Source organism: Anaeromonas gelatinilytica, assembly GCF_016820635.1.
Taxonomy (GTDB): domain Bacteria; phylum Bacillota; class Clostridia; order Tissierellales; family SIT17; genus Anaeromonas; species Anaeromonas gelatinilytica.
Genome location: NZ_WSFU01000043.1, coordinates 1 through 13,853 on the forward strand (window position 1 = coordinate 1; position 13,853 = coordinate 13,853).

A 13,853-nucleotide genomic window follows, 5' to 3' on the forward strand; every position below is an offset into this window, starting at 1 on the left:
AAAATTTAATAATGTTAAAAAACTTCTTCCTCTCATATTTACTGCCATTTTATTTCCTCCTTTTAATATAATTATTAATTTATTATTTTATAATATTTGAATAACTTCATATAAGAACTTACAATATCTAAGATTACTAATAAAAATTAGAATCCTAGAATCGTATAAATTATAAATAAAACTTTTTTCAAAATATATCTAATTACTAATCTTAATTTATTAAATTATTAGGCCTTTTCTCTAAGTAGAGGCATACTCATACATCTTGGACCTCCACGTCCTCTTGAAAGCTCAGAACTTGGCATAATATGAAGTTTTATTCCTGCTTCTTCTAATAATTTATTCGTTACATGATTTCTTGAATATACTATTACTTCTCCTGGTGCTATGGCTAGTGTATTAGATCCATCATTCCATTGTTCTCTTGCTGAATCTATAGTATCTCCTCCAGCACATCTTATAAGAGTTACTTTATCTAATTCTAAATATTTTGCAAGTATATTTTCTAATACATCTTCTTCCTTAGAAATATTCAATTCTCCATTTTCTCCTTTTCTTATAGAGAATACTGTAAGAGGTCCTTCTATTCCTGGATGTATTGTGAATTTATCATGATCTATCATTGTAAATACTGTGTCTAAGTGCATAAATGCTCTGCTTTTTGGTATGTCAAATGCTAATATAGTCTCAAAGGTTTGTCCATCATTAAAAATATTTCTAGCTAATTTTTCTAATGACGCTGCATCTGTTCTTTGAGATATTCCTACTGCTAATACCTTATCAGTTAGTATTAATTCATCTCCACCTTCTAGTGAAGTATCTTCATCTCTGTTAAACCACATTGGAACTTCGGCATCTTTAAATCTTGGATGATTCTCAAATATATACTTTGCAAATATTGTTTCTCTATTTCTTGTTTCTGTCCTCATATGATTTAATGTTATTCCAGTACCTATTGTTGCAAATGGATCTCTTGTAAAATATAAATTTGGCATTGGATCTAATACGAATGGATAATCACTAGACATCATATCTGATAATGATTCTTCTTTATCCTCTTTTAATTCTGTCTTTCTTACTCCTGCCATCATTTTATCAATTAATTCTTTATTTCCCATTGTAGTAAAATATTCTTTTAAAGCTTTTCTTAGACCTTTTCCCATTACTTTTCCTTCATCTAAGAATTGCTCTATGAATCTTTCTCTTACTTCTTTATCTTCTATCGCTTCTGCTGCTAATTCTTCTAAATATAATACTTCTACTCCATTATCCTTTAATATTTTTGCAAATGCATCATGCTCTTGTCTTGCAATTTTAAGATATGGAATATCATCAAATAAAAGTCTTTCCATTAAATCAGGAGTTAAATTTTCTACCTCTTCTCCTGGTCTGTGTAATAGTACTGTTTTAAGTCTACCAATTTCTGATGTTACGTTCAAAACATCTTTATTATTCAAACTATTCACCTTCCTTAAAGATATTTTTATATTATTATTATAATTTTTTGTTTAGATATATCTAAATCCTTCTACATTTCTGATTATATGTATCAAATTTTGTCATGTCAAGGCGAAATTATGATTATATATTAAATCAATGTATTTTTATACATTATGTATATTTTTAAAAAATTCCCATCCTTCTTTGCTAGCCGAGTATTTCATAAAGATATAAGTCCTTACTTGTTTCTTTGTGAAATTTGTGAATAAAAATACATGTAATTTTATAAAAAAATATATTTTTTTATTTAACTTTTACAATAAAAATAGACTAGATTGCTAGTCTATAATATATGATTTCATCTCTTCACTTAATTTAATTTCAAAATTATAATCATCTGATAATTCTTTTAAAATAGATTGTCTCTTATATTCAGGATAAAAATGAGTCAATAAAAGTTTCTTAACCTTGGCTTCCTTAGCTAATATACTTGCATCCTTTGGAGTTAAATGCATAATATTATTATTTTTATCCTTTGATAATACTCCTGATTCACATAAAAATAAATCAGCCTCTTTTATAAAATTTATAATTTCATCGAAATATGAAGTATCTGAAGAATATACAAATTTTTTATTATTTACTACAGCTTTAACTCCATATGTATCTACTGGATGCTTATTTTTTATGAAACTAAAGTGAATATCTCCTATTATTACTTCTTTATCTTCTACTATAAAATTAATTTCAAATGCATTATTATAATTCATATTATCTAAAAGATATTGATCATCATAAGCTGTATATATAGGTATAGTTTTATTATTTTTACCTAAACCTAATGCATATTTCATTATAAATATATCACTTATATGATCACTATGCAGATGAGTTAATATTATTGCATCTAGTTCATTAACTGAATAAAATTTTTGCAATCTTGAGAGTACTCCATTTCCACAATCTATCAAAATTTTTATATCTTTATGCTCCAATAAATATCCAGAACAAGCTTCACCAGCTTTAGGATAAGGTCCATTGTTTCCCAGAATCGTTAATTTCATTTTTTCACTCCTATATAATTCAGAAGACTATTGTAAATATTTATTTATACCTTCTATCCTTTCTAAAGTAATTATTAAAAAATAAGCAATTATTCCACCAACTGCAAATTGAAGTATATTTGCTGGAATACTAAATATAGGAATTATCATATTTCCCTTTAATATCCCTCCTGCTACATAATAACCTATAACCATCCATAATCCTGATATGAAAATCCCTATAATTTTATTAAAGGATTCAAAAAATATATTCTTTTTTTTGAAAAAATAAAAAATCAAAATTATGAAAGGTAAAATTATCATTGATATACCTAGATACTTATTTACATTTTGTATTAACTGTATAAATTCATTAGTATTGTCTAACTCTAATTCATTTAAATAAAAAATACTATCACTATTACTAACTATATTTGTTAAAAACCCATTTATCACATATCTTAATATACTAACCACACTTACCCATATTATACTCATAGATACAATGATTATATTTCTATATTTAGAATATTCTTCTTTATTAATATCATTTGTTAAAAAGCCAATTATAGCACCCATTATTCCCTTGATTATTAATGTAGGTAAAATCCAATGATTATAGCCTAATATTAAGTCTGCCATTGCAGAACCTATACCTCCTGCAACTAAACCAAATCTCCATCCAAATAATATTCCTGAAATAAAAATTATACTATCCCCCGCATGTATATATCCTTCTGTAAAAGGCACTGGTATAGGTATAACAATTGTCGCAACTACTACTAAAGCTATTAATAATCCTTTTATAACTAAATCTCTAGTATTCAATTCACACCCTCCTAATATAAATTCCATAGAAATTATATCATAATTGTACCCCTTTAAGAAGGTGTTTTCTATTCAATTATAGATTTTGTATCGATACGATTATTTTTTATCTATTTTATTTTTATATTTAATCATTTTTTCAATCTTATCATCAGTTACTAATTCATTTCCATATCTAACTTTTTCATATTCTATTACAAATCCTTCTACATCTTTAAAATTTTCACTCTTTTGATTTAAAAATTCTCTAGGTGTATATTCTTTTTTGTATTTATATCCTTTATTTATTAAACTTAAGGATAAATCAATAAATAATTGTTGTACTTTGTTTATATTTTTACTATTATATTTCTCTTTCTTATTTTTTATTTTATTTGCTATACTATTTATAATATCTCGCCTATTTATTATAAATTCTTTTTCTTCTATTAATTGTTCCTTATCTTCTTTTAATTTTTCTATATCCTTCGTTAATCTATATATAATATATCCTATTATTATGATTATTAAAACTACCATACACCATCCTAAATAACTTAGGAGCATCTGTCTAGTAACATTTTGTTCCAATATTTGCTCCATTTCGTTATTATTTGATTTTTTATTATTCCATTCTGGCACTTCATAATCATTATTAATTTTAAAGAAAGTAAATACTATACTAAATGCTTTTATTATTACTGAAACTAATAAAATTAATGAATTTAATATCATATCAGTAATAGGAAAAATTTTGTTATTAATCATTCCTAAATCAAAAAAAACAAGAGTCATATTAGCAATAATAATTATGAAAACTACTATTACTATATTAGATAACATATTAAACTTTTTTAAATTTTTCTTTTTATTAATAAAGTTCATACTATCATAAGCATTATATATATTAGTTCTAACTAAGTAAACCAATGATATCATTAAAAAAATCAGTAAATATGGTAAAAGTTTCTCCATATACCATCTTATATGACCAAAAAACATTTCAATGGTGAATAAAAATCCTGTCAAAGAAGTAAAAACAATTTTTGTAATGATATCTTTAGTACCATCTATATTTATATTCATTCTTAGTCCCTGAATCCATACATATAAATAGATAATAATAAAAACTATAAACATAAAATTTGAATATGTGCTATAAAATCCAAATATAATAGATATTAATATACCAATTATAGAAATAATTTTGCGAAACTTATTAGCTTCTTGATATTTTCTCTTCAACAATTCTCCTAAAACATTACTCAATATAAGAATGATAAAATTAAATAAAACAATTCTTTGGAAATATATCTTTTCTGTAACTAAACCTACTATTATTATTGTTAAAATAAAATATCTTATACCTTCAAAAAAAATTCTGATTATCCTATTAGAATCTCCCAACATTTTAAGCATAATTTTTCTCCTTCACAATAGAGTTTAAATTATTAACTCTATATATCTCTATCATAGAATCTAAATTAGATATATTTATATCATTCTTCAATAATATAAACTTAAATTTATATCCAAAGTTTGTATAATCATTTACTATTTTAATGGCTTTTTCATTCAGATATGGAGTTATTAAAACAAGCGTAGTATATTTATCATAAATATCAATATTTTTTTTCATGAAATTTTCTATTTTAATTTTAGACATATATGAAACTTTTGCAAGTGCATCTAATATATATTCACCTTGTCTCAAATTAATATCTGGAGATATTACTGTCAAATTATTATATATAGAATTATCTGAATATGACAAACTATTTGTAGAAAACCCCACAGGAATTTTAGAATCTAAACATTCATTCATAATAGCAGCTGCAATATTTATACCTTGTTCAATCTTTTCTTCATTTACATCTCTCCAAGGCTGTTCATCACATTGCACGTTTAACAAGATCATTAATGAAGGCTCAGAGGTAAAATCAAATTCTTTAACATATAAATCGCCGGTTTTTGCAGTAGCTTTCCAATCTATAATATTAAAACTATCATTTAATGTATATTTCCTTACACCTTTTATCTGAATTGGATCTTGAATTATCCACCTTCTTACAGATATATCTCCTTGAGGATTATTTTCTTCAACTATTAAATCTTCTATTGACATTATTTCAGGGTATACAACTATATTTAAAGAAGTTTTTACATTCATAACACCTTTTGCAAATCCCAAAAAATCTCCTATAGTAATTTGTAAATTATTTATCTGATAATAACCTCTCTTCTTAATATAGAATCTATTTCTTCGAATAACTCTTTGAAAAGGAAATAATGAAGTGATTACTTTATATATATTAGTATTTATATTTTCTTTATATTCAACTATTTGATCTTTATATTTAATAGGTTCTGGTAATTCAGTATATATTTCTATCCAAGGTAATGGAATAATCTTATTGTTACTAATTATTGTAGTTATTAATATTTCTTCATTCGGATAAACTATTTTCTTATTTACATACCTTTCATATTTTACATTTTTTATAGCTAATTCTCCCCATCTACTTATAAATATATATATTATACTAATCAATATTAAAATAAAGATTGAACCAAGCATCATATCACCTAATTTCCTATCTTTTCTTTTGGAACTTCAACTTCATTTAATATTTCTTCAATAAGGTTATCATTATTTGATTCTATAAATCTTGATTTCCCATTAATTATTAATCTATGCCTAAAAATGGGTTTTATAATTTCTTTTATATCATCAGGAATTACAAAATCTCTTCCTTTTATAGCAGCATACGCTTGACTACCTCTAAATAATGCTTGAGAACCTCTAGGACTTATTCCTAATTTTATATCTTTATGTTCTCTTGTTTTATGTACTAAATTAATTATATATTCTATCAAATCATCACTTATTTTAACATGCTTAAATAAATCTCTAGTTTTAATAATATCTTCAGAACTAACTACAGAATCTATCTTCTCTAATGGACTATTAATTTTAAATCGCTTTAGTATCATAAACTCTTCTTCAAAATTTGGATATCCCATATGTAATTTCATAAAAAATCTATCTAATTGCGCTTCAGGCAATGGATAAGTACCAGAATTCTCTACAGGATTCTGAGTTGCTATAACAAAAAAAGGCTCGTCCAATTTATAAGTTACACCATCAACAGTTAGCTGATGTTCTTCCATAGATTCTAATAAACTTGATTGAGTTCTTGGAGTAGCTCTATTTATTTCATCAGCTAAAATTAACTGATTCATCAATGGACCTTTTTTAAACTGAAATTGATTAGATTTTTGGTTAAAATAATTTATGCCTGTTATATCTGAGGGTAATAAATCTGGGGTAAATTGGATTCTAGAAAAACTACTGTCGATTGATTTTGACAAAGCCCTAGCTAATATTGTCTTACCTAATCCTGGAACATCTTCTAATAATATATGACCTGAACAAAGAATTGAAATCATTATATAATCAATAATTTTTCCCTTTCCTACTATCACGTCTTGTATATTACTCTTAATCTTATCCGTTATATTTTTTATCTCTATGATTTCCATATTAACTCTCCACCTCATTTTTAATATTCTTAATATAAATAATTTTAACACAATTTAAGAAGTACTTATCCTTCATTCATTTATATTAATAATAAATATATAGCTTCTTCTAATTTTAAGACTTAATTATATTTTTATTTTTTTCTCTTTTAAATACTGCTACTATATTTCTTCCACTAGAACTAGTAGTCATACTCACTAATTCCCATCCCTCATCTCCAAATTGATTTAATTTATTTTCATGTTCTTTTGTTAATACCATAGACGTCATACCATGTAGTCTTAAATTTTCTACTTTGTATTCAAATTTTCTCATCATATTCCTCCTAATTAAGTTTATATAGAATAATAGTATATTTAAAATCATATTTTTTTAAAAGATAACAATTCTACATACACTATTAATATAATTTTAATATATTATGGTTATAAATACTATTATATAAGATAATATAATCTTATAAAAAACTATTTCTCTTTCTTCTTAAAATAAACTATAATATAAAGAAAGGAGGAAATACATGAATAAATATAGGGTTGAAATAGATTGGTTAAATAAATTATATGATGATATTTATTACAATGAATTAAAAAATAGTGAACATGCATTAGATATAATTAGTTCTCTAATTGCAGATAAAGAAAGTAAATCTGTTATTAATGAAGATAAAAATATTTCTAGTATAGTTATAGAAGTGTCTGAAGAACTAGCTGATATACTAGAGATTGAAAATTTAACAGAATGCTATAATTTTATTATTGATAAAATAGAACAAATTCAAAATGGGGAATTAGATGAAATATTAAAAGAAGAATACTTCCCAGATCTATATGATTTAGAAGAAGATACTGAATTCTCAGATAATGATTTAAATGGTATATATGAAGATATTGATTCTATAGATGAAGAAGATTTGTACATGAATGAGTTTCTTGAAGAAAATTTAGATTCTGATAATTTAAAAAGGAAATTCTAAATTAACCTAGAATTTCCTTTTTTTCTTTCATCCCCATTATAAATTCTACAGCAGGAGATGGTTTATAAAAATATTCTAAATCTCCATTTTGTGAATATAAATATTTAATAATATTATGCAGTTCATGAACTTTTATATATTCAAAATCATATTTTAATAATTTATTAATTATATAACTAGCTAACTCATTATCCATTTCATATATATCATAATCACCTACTTTAAATGCTTTTCTTAATTCTGCAACAGTAAGTATATCTTTTAAAGCAATTTTATATATATTATTATATTGATTTTCTATATCTACTACCATTTCTGACCAATGATTAAATCCTTTATAATTTAATTTTGGTAATACCTTATTTTTATCTTCAAAAATTTTAATTAAAAGAATTTTACAAGAATGATTTATAGCAGATTTAGTTATAAACATTTCACACCATTTATCTTGACTTAAATTTTTATTAAGTCCACTTTTCATTCTGAATTTTTTTATTATCCCCAAATTCTCATATTTATATTTCATTATGAAAAAATTAATAAAATCTGTTAAATCTTTAATTAAATCTTCAATATAAATCATAATATTTCCTCCAATTTTTAATTATATTATTGCCATTTCTTGCATAATTAATACATTACACAAAAAAAGAGCTAGATTTTCTAGCTCTAATAAATCTCTTTTATATTTTTAGTAGGATGATTTTCATATTCTACTACATTACCTTCCCATGTTCTAATTTTTATAAAATCCTTACCTCTTGATATTAAATATTGAGGTAGAATAGGAGTCTTACCTTGACCTTTAGGTGCATTTACAATATAAGTTGGAATTGCTAATCCAGAAGTATAACCTCTCAAATATTCCATGATTTCTATTCCATCATCTACAGATGTATTAAAATGAGTAGTTCCTTTTACATGTTTTGCATGGAAAATGTAATATGGTCTAACTCTTATTTTTAATAACTCCTGATTTAATAATCTCATGACATATTTATCATTATTTATTCCATTTAAAAGTACAGCTTGATTTCCTAAGGGAATGCCTGCATTAGATAATTTTTCACATGCTTTCTTTGCTTCTTCACTAACTTCCTTAGGATGATTAAAATGAGTATTTATATATATAGGATGATATTTCTTTAACATTGATACTAATTCATCTGTGATTCTTTGAGGCATAGTAACAGGAATTCTACTACCTATACGAATATATTCTACATGAGGTATGTTTTTTAATTCATTTAAAATCCATTCTAGACGATTATCTGGTAATGTTAAAGGATCTCCCCCAGTAATAAGTACATCTCTTATTTCTTCATTTTCTCTAATATAATCAATTGATTCTTGAATAATATCAGTCGTCTTATGTTGATCTTCTTGTCCTATATTTCTTCTTCTCTGACAATGTCTACAATACATTGCACATTCATTTGTAACATTTACTATTAATCTATCTGGATATCTTCTCGTAATACTACCAGCTGGATTAGTAAATTCTTCAGCCATAGGATCATTATCTCCAATTTCATCCGTCAATTCTACTTCCATTGGAATAGATAACATTCTTATAGGATCATATTTATCTTTTTTATCCATTAAACTCACATAATATGGAGATATAGCCCATCTATATTTTTTTCCTACTTCTTCAATTTGCCTTTTTTCTTCTGGTGTTAAATCTATTAACTTTTCCAGTATTTTTACATCACTTATCCTATTAGATAATTGCCATCTATAATCTTCCCAGTCCTCTTCAGTCCCATTTAACACTCTAAGAATATAATCTTTATTCTTCTTATATTTATCTGCCAAGTCTAATCCTTTTGGAATAGAATCCCTTATTTTTAAGTAATCATCAACTCTTCTTTTTAACTCTTCAGCTCTTTTTAATGATACCTTTCTTTTGTTATTCATCTCTACCATCTGATCACTCTCCTTATAAAAATTTATCTTTTTTTGAATTTTTTACCATATAGGCAAATAACATATAATTTATCATAAAATTTATGTTTTTGTAATATTATTTAATAGTTAATTTATCGGATAATTAAGATTAGTTTACTCGAAATTCTTACTAAGAATAGAAAAAAGAATTTATTTATTAATACAAGTTATTTCATTATAACTCTTTTTTTGTATATTGTCAATTTTATAAGGGGATATTGATTATGAAAAAAATCTTATGCTTTTGTTTAACACTTATGCTTCTAATGATTTTAACTATATCATTAAATCATAATAACATAATTACAATAAAAAATATATTCATTCCTATAAACTTAACAGAAGATATTATAGATGATTATTTTTCTAATAATACCGAAAAAAAATCAGAAGCCATAAAACAAATAAAAGAAATCGTTCTAAATGATTTAGGTTTTAAAAATTGGACAGATTACAGTGATTATATGAATATATTAATTTTTCCTGAAGATATAAATAAAAATAAAATCACTGATGTTATAATAGTTCTAAATCTATCTAAAGATTCAAGTATAATTGCTATTTATGAAAATAATAAAACTAACTATCGACTCAAATATACAATTAAAGATTTACCTTATATTGAGCATGTATCTACTATAAATATTAATAATAATTTCTTTTTAGTGACAGAAGAAATTATTGATGAAAAACTTGGAGGATATTATTATGATAAAAGTATTACAATTTATAATCATAATAATAATGACTTTAAAAAAGTATTTCAAGAATCAAAAACATATGAAGCCTATTTCTATGAAGGATGGGATAATAAGGATATTGAAAATGCAAAGTGGTTTAAACTAGCAGAAAATAATCTTATAGATATAATTCCTAAAAATGATTCCTTAAATATAAACGTAGACAAAAATCTAAAAGTATATAACAGTGATGAATCTACCACTTCTATTCCTAGTAATTTTCAGGATATTAAACAAAAAGACTTCTTAATAAAGTATTATTGGAGTGAAAAATTTAATTATTTTATACAAAAAGAAGGAAAAACAATTGATTCTGGAGAATTAGTGGGTATAGTATCTATATATAATCAATATGTTGATTCATTTTTAAGTAATGATGAATTAACATATAAAATCATAGATGAAAATGGAAATTTAAAACATGAAAACTTAAATAATATTGAAATATTAGAGTAACTGTATTTTAAATTTATAAATACAAAGAGGTGTTAAAATGACTGAAAAAATTTATTTGAAAAATCCATATTTAATGGAACTTAAAGCAAAAATAATAGATAATCAATTTAAAGATAATAAATTTCACATAAAGTTAGATAGAACGATTTTTTATCCTCATATGTTAGAAGGACAAGCCAAAGATAATGGTTTTATTGACGGAATCAAAGTTCTTGATGTATATGAAAAAAACAATGATATTATCCATATATTAAATGATATGCCTACTAAAGAAAATGTTGATTTATCGATAGAATGGTCCACTAGATTCCAGAATATGCAACAACATACTGGACAACATATATTATCTGCTTCTTTTGATAAATTATTTAATTCTAAAACTATAAGTTTTCATATGGGAAAAGATTTAAATTATATAGATATGAGTATTCAAAATTTAAATCAAAGAATGATAGATAAAGTGGAAACATTTGCAAATCAAATAGTATTTTCTAACTTTAAAATAAATAGTTATATAATAGATAAAAAAGAATCTTTAAAATTACCTTTAAGAAACATTCCAAATCAAAAAGAAAATATTAGAATAGTAGAAATAAGCAAATTAGATTTTTCACCTTGTAATGGTACTCATCATAGTAAAACAGCTGAAGTAGGTATTATTAAAATCTTAAATTGGTATAAAACTAATTCTTATTATAGAATAGAATTTCTCTGTGGTATGAAAGCTCTTAAAGACTACAGATATAAAAATTATTTATCTAAAGAATTATCTGAAATACTAGAAGTGAATTCTGATAATATTATAAAAACCATAGAAAGATTCAATTCACAAATGAAAAGAGATAAAAAATAATTATTTTTTATCTCTTTTTATTTACAAATTATCTATTCTTCATAAATTCTTCAATATCTTCAACTGTTTTTATAATATCCTTAGATAAATTTTCACATCCATTTTCTGTTATCAAAATATTATCTTCTATTCTTATACCTATACCTTCATCTTCAATATATAATCCTGGTTCAATTGTTATTACCATACCTACCTCTAATTCTTTATTATAACTACCTACGTCATGAGTATCTAACCCCATATAATGCGATACACCATGATAATAATACTTTATTATTTCTTCATCTTTTTCTATTATACCTAATTTTTTTGCTTCCTCAATCAAAATCCTCTTAGTAAATTCATTTAATTCTTTTTGGGTCATTCCAGGTTTAGCCTTATTAATAGTCTCAATTTCAGCTTTTAAAACTGCCTCATAAACTTCTCTTTGTCTGGATGTAAATATTCCATTTACTGGAAATGTTCTGGATATATCAGAACTATAATAATTATATTTAGCCCCTAAATCAAATAATATCAAATCATTTTCTTTAATCTTACTATTATTTTCTTCATAATGAAGAACAGTTGCATTATTACCAGAAGCTGCTATTGTTTTAAAAGCGTAATCCTTTGCTCCATTAGTTTTGATTGCAAAATCAAAATATGCCTCTAGTTGATATTCAAACATACCTGATTTAGCATTTTTCATTAAATTTTCTATTCCTATTTTGGTTATATTAATAGCATTTTTTATATTTTTAATTTCTTCTTCTGATTTAATTGTTCTCATATCACTTATTTTATGATATATGTTTTCTATATTTAAAAAGGGATACTTATTTTTAAATTTACTTGCTAACAGTAAACTTTCCTTAACATCACCTTCCCATCTTCTCTTTTCTAAGTCTAAATAAATATTATCAATCTCTTTAGACATAAGAATTGAAGTTATATAACTTTCGAAATCATCAATATACATAACATTTCCAATACCACTAAGTTCTTTTACTTCTTCTTTCCTCATTCTTTTTCCAATCCATTTCTCTATATCAGTATTTGGCTTTTCAATAAATATTTTTTCTTCTACTTTTCCTTTATATTTTGAAATTATTAAAATAAATTTTTCTCTATTTAATCCTGTCATATAATAAAAATTCATATTAGGAACATAATTATAATTTTCATCTGCACTTTTTTGAGGTGCTTGCCCTGAAAAAAGTATTAATAATGAGTCATTATCAATATATCCTCCTACTTTTTTTCTATTAGTAACAAAAAAGTCTTTATTCATATTAAAAAACCTCCTATTTTAAATCTATATAATATATTCGATTTCATATAAATAAATCCTTTATTTATAAAGATAGATTAAGAATATTTTATTATATAAATTTAATTTTCTTATTTTTTATGTTATAATTGTTTCGGCAATATATTTAAAAGGAGAATGATTATGGGATTATATCAAGAATGGACAAATCTAGTAGAATCAAATTCTACACCTGAACAATATGAAATATTTTGGAAAAAATATCTTCCTTTAGAACAGAAGATATATGAAGCAATATTATCTAATCATACTAATATAATAGAAAATAGTATAAAAGAATTATCTAATACTTATAAAGTTGATCCAATTATTTTTACTGGCTTTCTAGACGGAATAAATGCAAGCTTAAAAAATGAAATAGATTTAAACTCCTTAGAAGAAGATAGTATTGTTAAACTAGACATTGATTTCGAAAAATTATTCTATAACATGCATGAAGCTAAAGCAAAATGGTTATATAAATTGCTTCAATGGGAAGATGTATTATCAAAAGAAGATAGAAAAAGAATAAAAAAAGAATACGATAAAACTGTAATAGTAGTTAAAAAGAATAAAGTAGGAAGAAATGATCCATGTCCCTGTGGGAGTGGAAAGAAATATAAAAAATGTTGCTTAAATAAATAGTATAAAAATGGATAAATTATATTTGTCCCTAAACTTATTTTTAAAAGGGTATAGTTATCCACAGAAAAGAAAGGTACAGAAGATTATCTTCCGCACCTTTCTATTTAG

The 13,853-nt window shown here is 24.0% G+C and carries 14 protein-coding genes; 4 read left to right on the plus strand and 10 right to left on the minus strand.

Going from position 1 to position 13,853, the window contains the following annotated elements:
• Positions 1 to 227: 227 nt before the first annotated feature.
• The 7 genes from arcA to GOQ29_RS03395 form a co-directional block, all read right to left on the minus strand.
• Positions 228 to 1,457 carry an arginine deiminase gene (arcA, locus tag GOQ29_RS03365; protein WP_203371223.1) on the minus strand — a complete coding sequence of 410 codons (1,230 nt, stop codon included), beginning with the start codon at positions 1,455 to 1,457 and terminating at the stop codon, positions 228 to 230.
• A 321-nt stretch (positions 1,458 to 1,778) separates the two neighbouring features.
• A complete protein-coding gene (locus tag GOQ29_RS03370; RefSeq protein ID WP_203371224.1) occupies positions 1,779 to 2,504 on the minus strand; it encodes an MBL fold metallo-hydrolase in 726 nt (241 codons plus the stop codon).
• A gap of 27 nt (positions 2,505 to 2,531) precedes the next feature.
• A complete protein-coding gene (locus GOQ29_RS03375; RefSeq protein WP_252187500.1) occupies positions 2,532 to 3,311 on the minus strand; it encodes an ECF transporter S component in 780 nt (259 codons plus the stop codon).
• A gap of 99 nt (positions 3,312 to 3,410) precedes the next feature.
• Positions 3,411 to 4,709 carry a hypothetical protein gene (locus GOQ29_RS03380; protein ID WP_203371226.1) on the minus strand — a complete coding sequence of 433 codons (1,299 nt, stop codon included), beginning with the start codon at positions 4,707 to 4,709 and terminating at the stop codon, positions 3,411 to 3,413.
• Positions 4,702 to 5,871, minus strand: coding sequence for a DUF58 domain-containing protein (locus GOQ29_RS03385; protein WP_203371227.1), 1,170 nt, complete (start codon positions 5,869 to 5,871; stop codon positions 4,702 to 4,704). Before GOQ29_RS03385 ends, GOQ29_RS03380 begins: the two co-directional genes overlap by 8 nt.
• 5 nt (positions 5,872 to 5,876) lie before the next feature.
• On the minus strand, positions 5,877 to 6,833 hold the full coding sequence (locus GOQ29_RS03390; protein ID WP_203371228.1) for an AAA family ATPase: 957 nt from the start codon (positions 6,831 to 6,833) through the stop codon (positions 5,877 to 5,879).
• Positions 6,834 to 6,948: 115 nt separating this feature from the next.
• Positions 6,949 to 7,149 carry a DUF4177 domain-containing protein gene (locus GOQ29_RS03395; protein ID WP_203371229.1) on the minus strand — a complete coding sequence of 67 codons (201 nt, stop codon included), beginning with the start codon at positions 7,147 to 7,149 and terminating at the stop codon, positions 6,949 to 6,951.
• A 205-nt stretch (positions 7,150 to 7,354) separates the two neighbouring features.
• Here GOQ29_RS03395 and GOQ29_RS03400 point away from each other — a divergent pair, with 205 nt between their 5' ends.
• Positions 7,355 to 7,810, plus strand: a complete 456-nt coding sequence (locus GOQ29_RS03400; RefSeq protein ID WP_203371230.1) for a hypothetical protein — start codon at positions 7,355 to 7,357, stop codon at positions 7,808 to 7,810.
• 1 nt (position 7,811) lies between these two features.
• Here the strand turns inward: GOQ29_RS03400 and GOQ29_RS03405 are convergent, their stop codons facing one another.
• Together GOQ29_RS03405 and eam are read right to left on the minus strand one after the other, a co-directional pair.
• Positions 7,812 to 8,393, minus strand: a complete 582-nt coding sequence (locus GOQ29_RS03405) for a hypothetical protein (RefSeq protein WP_203371231.1) — start codon at positions 8,391 to 8,393, stop codon at positions 7,812 to 7,814.
• Between the two features lie 86 nt (positions 8,394 to 8,479).
• Complete coding sequence (eam, locus tag GOQ29_RS03410) at positions 8,480 to 9,739, minus strand: glutamate 2,3-aminomutase (RefSeq protein ID WP_350445965.1); 1,260 nt, start codon at positions 9,737 to 9,739, stop codon at positions 8,480 to 8,482.
• 245 nt (positions 9,740 to 9,984) lie between these two features.
• On the opposite strand from eam, the gene GOQ29_RS03415 reads away from it, so the two are divergent.
• Together GOQ29_RS03415 and GOQ29_RS03420 are read left to right on the plus strand one after the other, a co-directional pair.
• On the plus strand, positions 9,985 to 10,956 hold the full coding sequence (locus tag GOQ29_RS03415; protein ID WP_203371232.1) for a hypothetical protein: 972 nt from the start codon (positions 9,985 to 9,987) through the stop codon (positions 10,954 to 10,956).
• A gap of 37 nt (positions 10,957 to 10,993) precedes the next feature.
• Positions 10,994 to 11,809, plus strand: coding sequence for an alanyl-tRNA editing protein (locus GOQ29_RS03420; protein ID WP_203371233.1), 816 nt, complete (start codon positions 10,994 to 10,996; stop codon positions 11,807 to 11,809).
• A 28-nt stretch (positions 11,810 to 11,837) separates the two neighbouring features.
• Here the strand turns inward: GOQ29_RS03420 and GOQ29_RS03425 are convergent, their stop codons facing one another.
• On the minus strand, positions 11,838 to 13,082 hold the full coding sequence (locus GOQ29_RS03425; protein ID WP_203371234.1) for an aminopeptidase P family protein: 1,245 nt from the start codon (positions 13,080 to 13,082) through the stop codon (positions 11,838 to 11,840).
• Between the two features lie 162 nt (positions 13,083 to 13,244).
• Here GOQ29_RS03425 and GOQ29_RS03430 point away from each other — a divergent pair, with 162 nt between their 5' ends.
• On the plus strand, positions 13,245 to 13,745 hold the full coding sequence (locus tag GOQ29_RS03430) for an SEC-C metal-binding domain-containing protein (protein WP_203371235.1): 501 nt from the start codon (positions 13,245 to 13,247) through the stop codon (positions 13,743 to 13,745).
• Positions 13,746 to 13,853: the final 108 nt, after the last annotated feature.

Excerpts from the sequence above, each read along its gene's own strand:
- GOQ29_RS03370 (WP_203371224.1), bottom strand. The coding sequence starts at position 2,504 with ATGAAATTAACGATTCTGGGAAACAATGGACCTTATCCTAAAGCTGGT.
- GOQ29_RS03380 (WP_203371226.1), bottom strand. The coding sequence starts at position 4,709 with ATGCTTAAAATGTTGGGAGATTCTAATAGGATAATCAGAATTTTTTTT.
- GOQ29_RS03385 (WP_203371227.1), bottom strand. The coding sequence starts at position 5,871 with ATGATGCTTGGTTCAATCTTTATTTTAATATTGATTAGTATAATATAT.
- GOQ29_RS03390 (WP_203371228.1), bottom strand. The coding sequence starts at position 6,833 with ATGGAAATCATAGAGATAAAAAATATAACGGATAAGATTAAGAGTAAT.
- GOQ29_RS03395 (WP_203371229.1), bottom strand. The coding sequence starts at position 7,149 with ATGAGAAAATTTGAATACAAAGTAGAAAATTTAAGACTACATGGTATG.
- GOQ29_RS03400 (WP_203371230.1), top strand. The coding sequence starts at position 7,355 with ATGAATAAATATAGGGTTGAAATAGATTGGTTAAATAAATTATATGAT.
- GOQ29_RS03405 (WP_203371231.1), bottom strand. The coding sequence starts at position 8,393 with ATGATTTATATTGAAGATTTAATTAAAGATTTAACAGATTTTATTAAT.
- eam (WP_350445965.1), bottom strand. The coding sequence starts at position 9,739 with ATGGTAGAGATGAATAACAAAAGAAAGGTATCATTAAAAAGAGCTGAA.
- GOQ29_RS03415 (WP_203371232.1), top strand. The coding sequence starts at position 9,985 with ATGAAAAAAATCTTATGCTTTTGTTTAACACTTATGCTTCTAATGATT.
- GOQ29_RS03420 (WP_203371233.1), top strand. The coding sequence starts at position 10,994 with ATGACTGAAAAAATTTATTTGAAAAATCCATATTTAATGGAACTTAAA.
- GOQ29_RS03425 (WP_203371234.1), bottom strand. The coding sequence starts at position 13,082 with ATGAATAAAGACTTTTTTGTTACTAATAGAAAAAAAGTAGGAGGATAT.
- GOQ29_RS03430 (WP_203371235.1), top strand. The coding sequence starts at position 13,245 with ATGGGATTATATCAAGAATGGACAAATCTAGTAGAATCAAATTCTACA.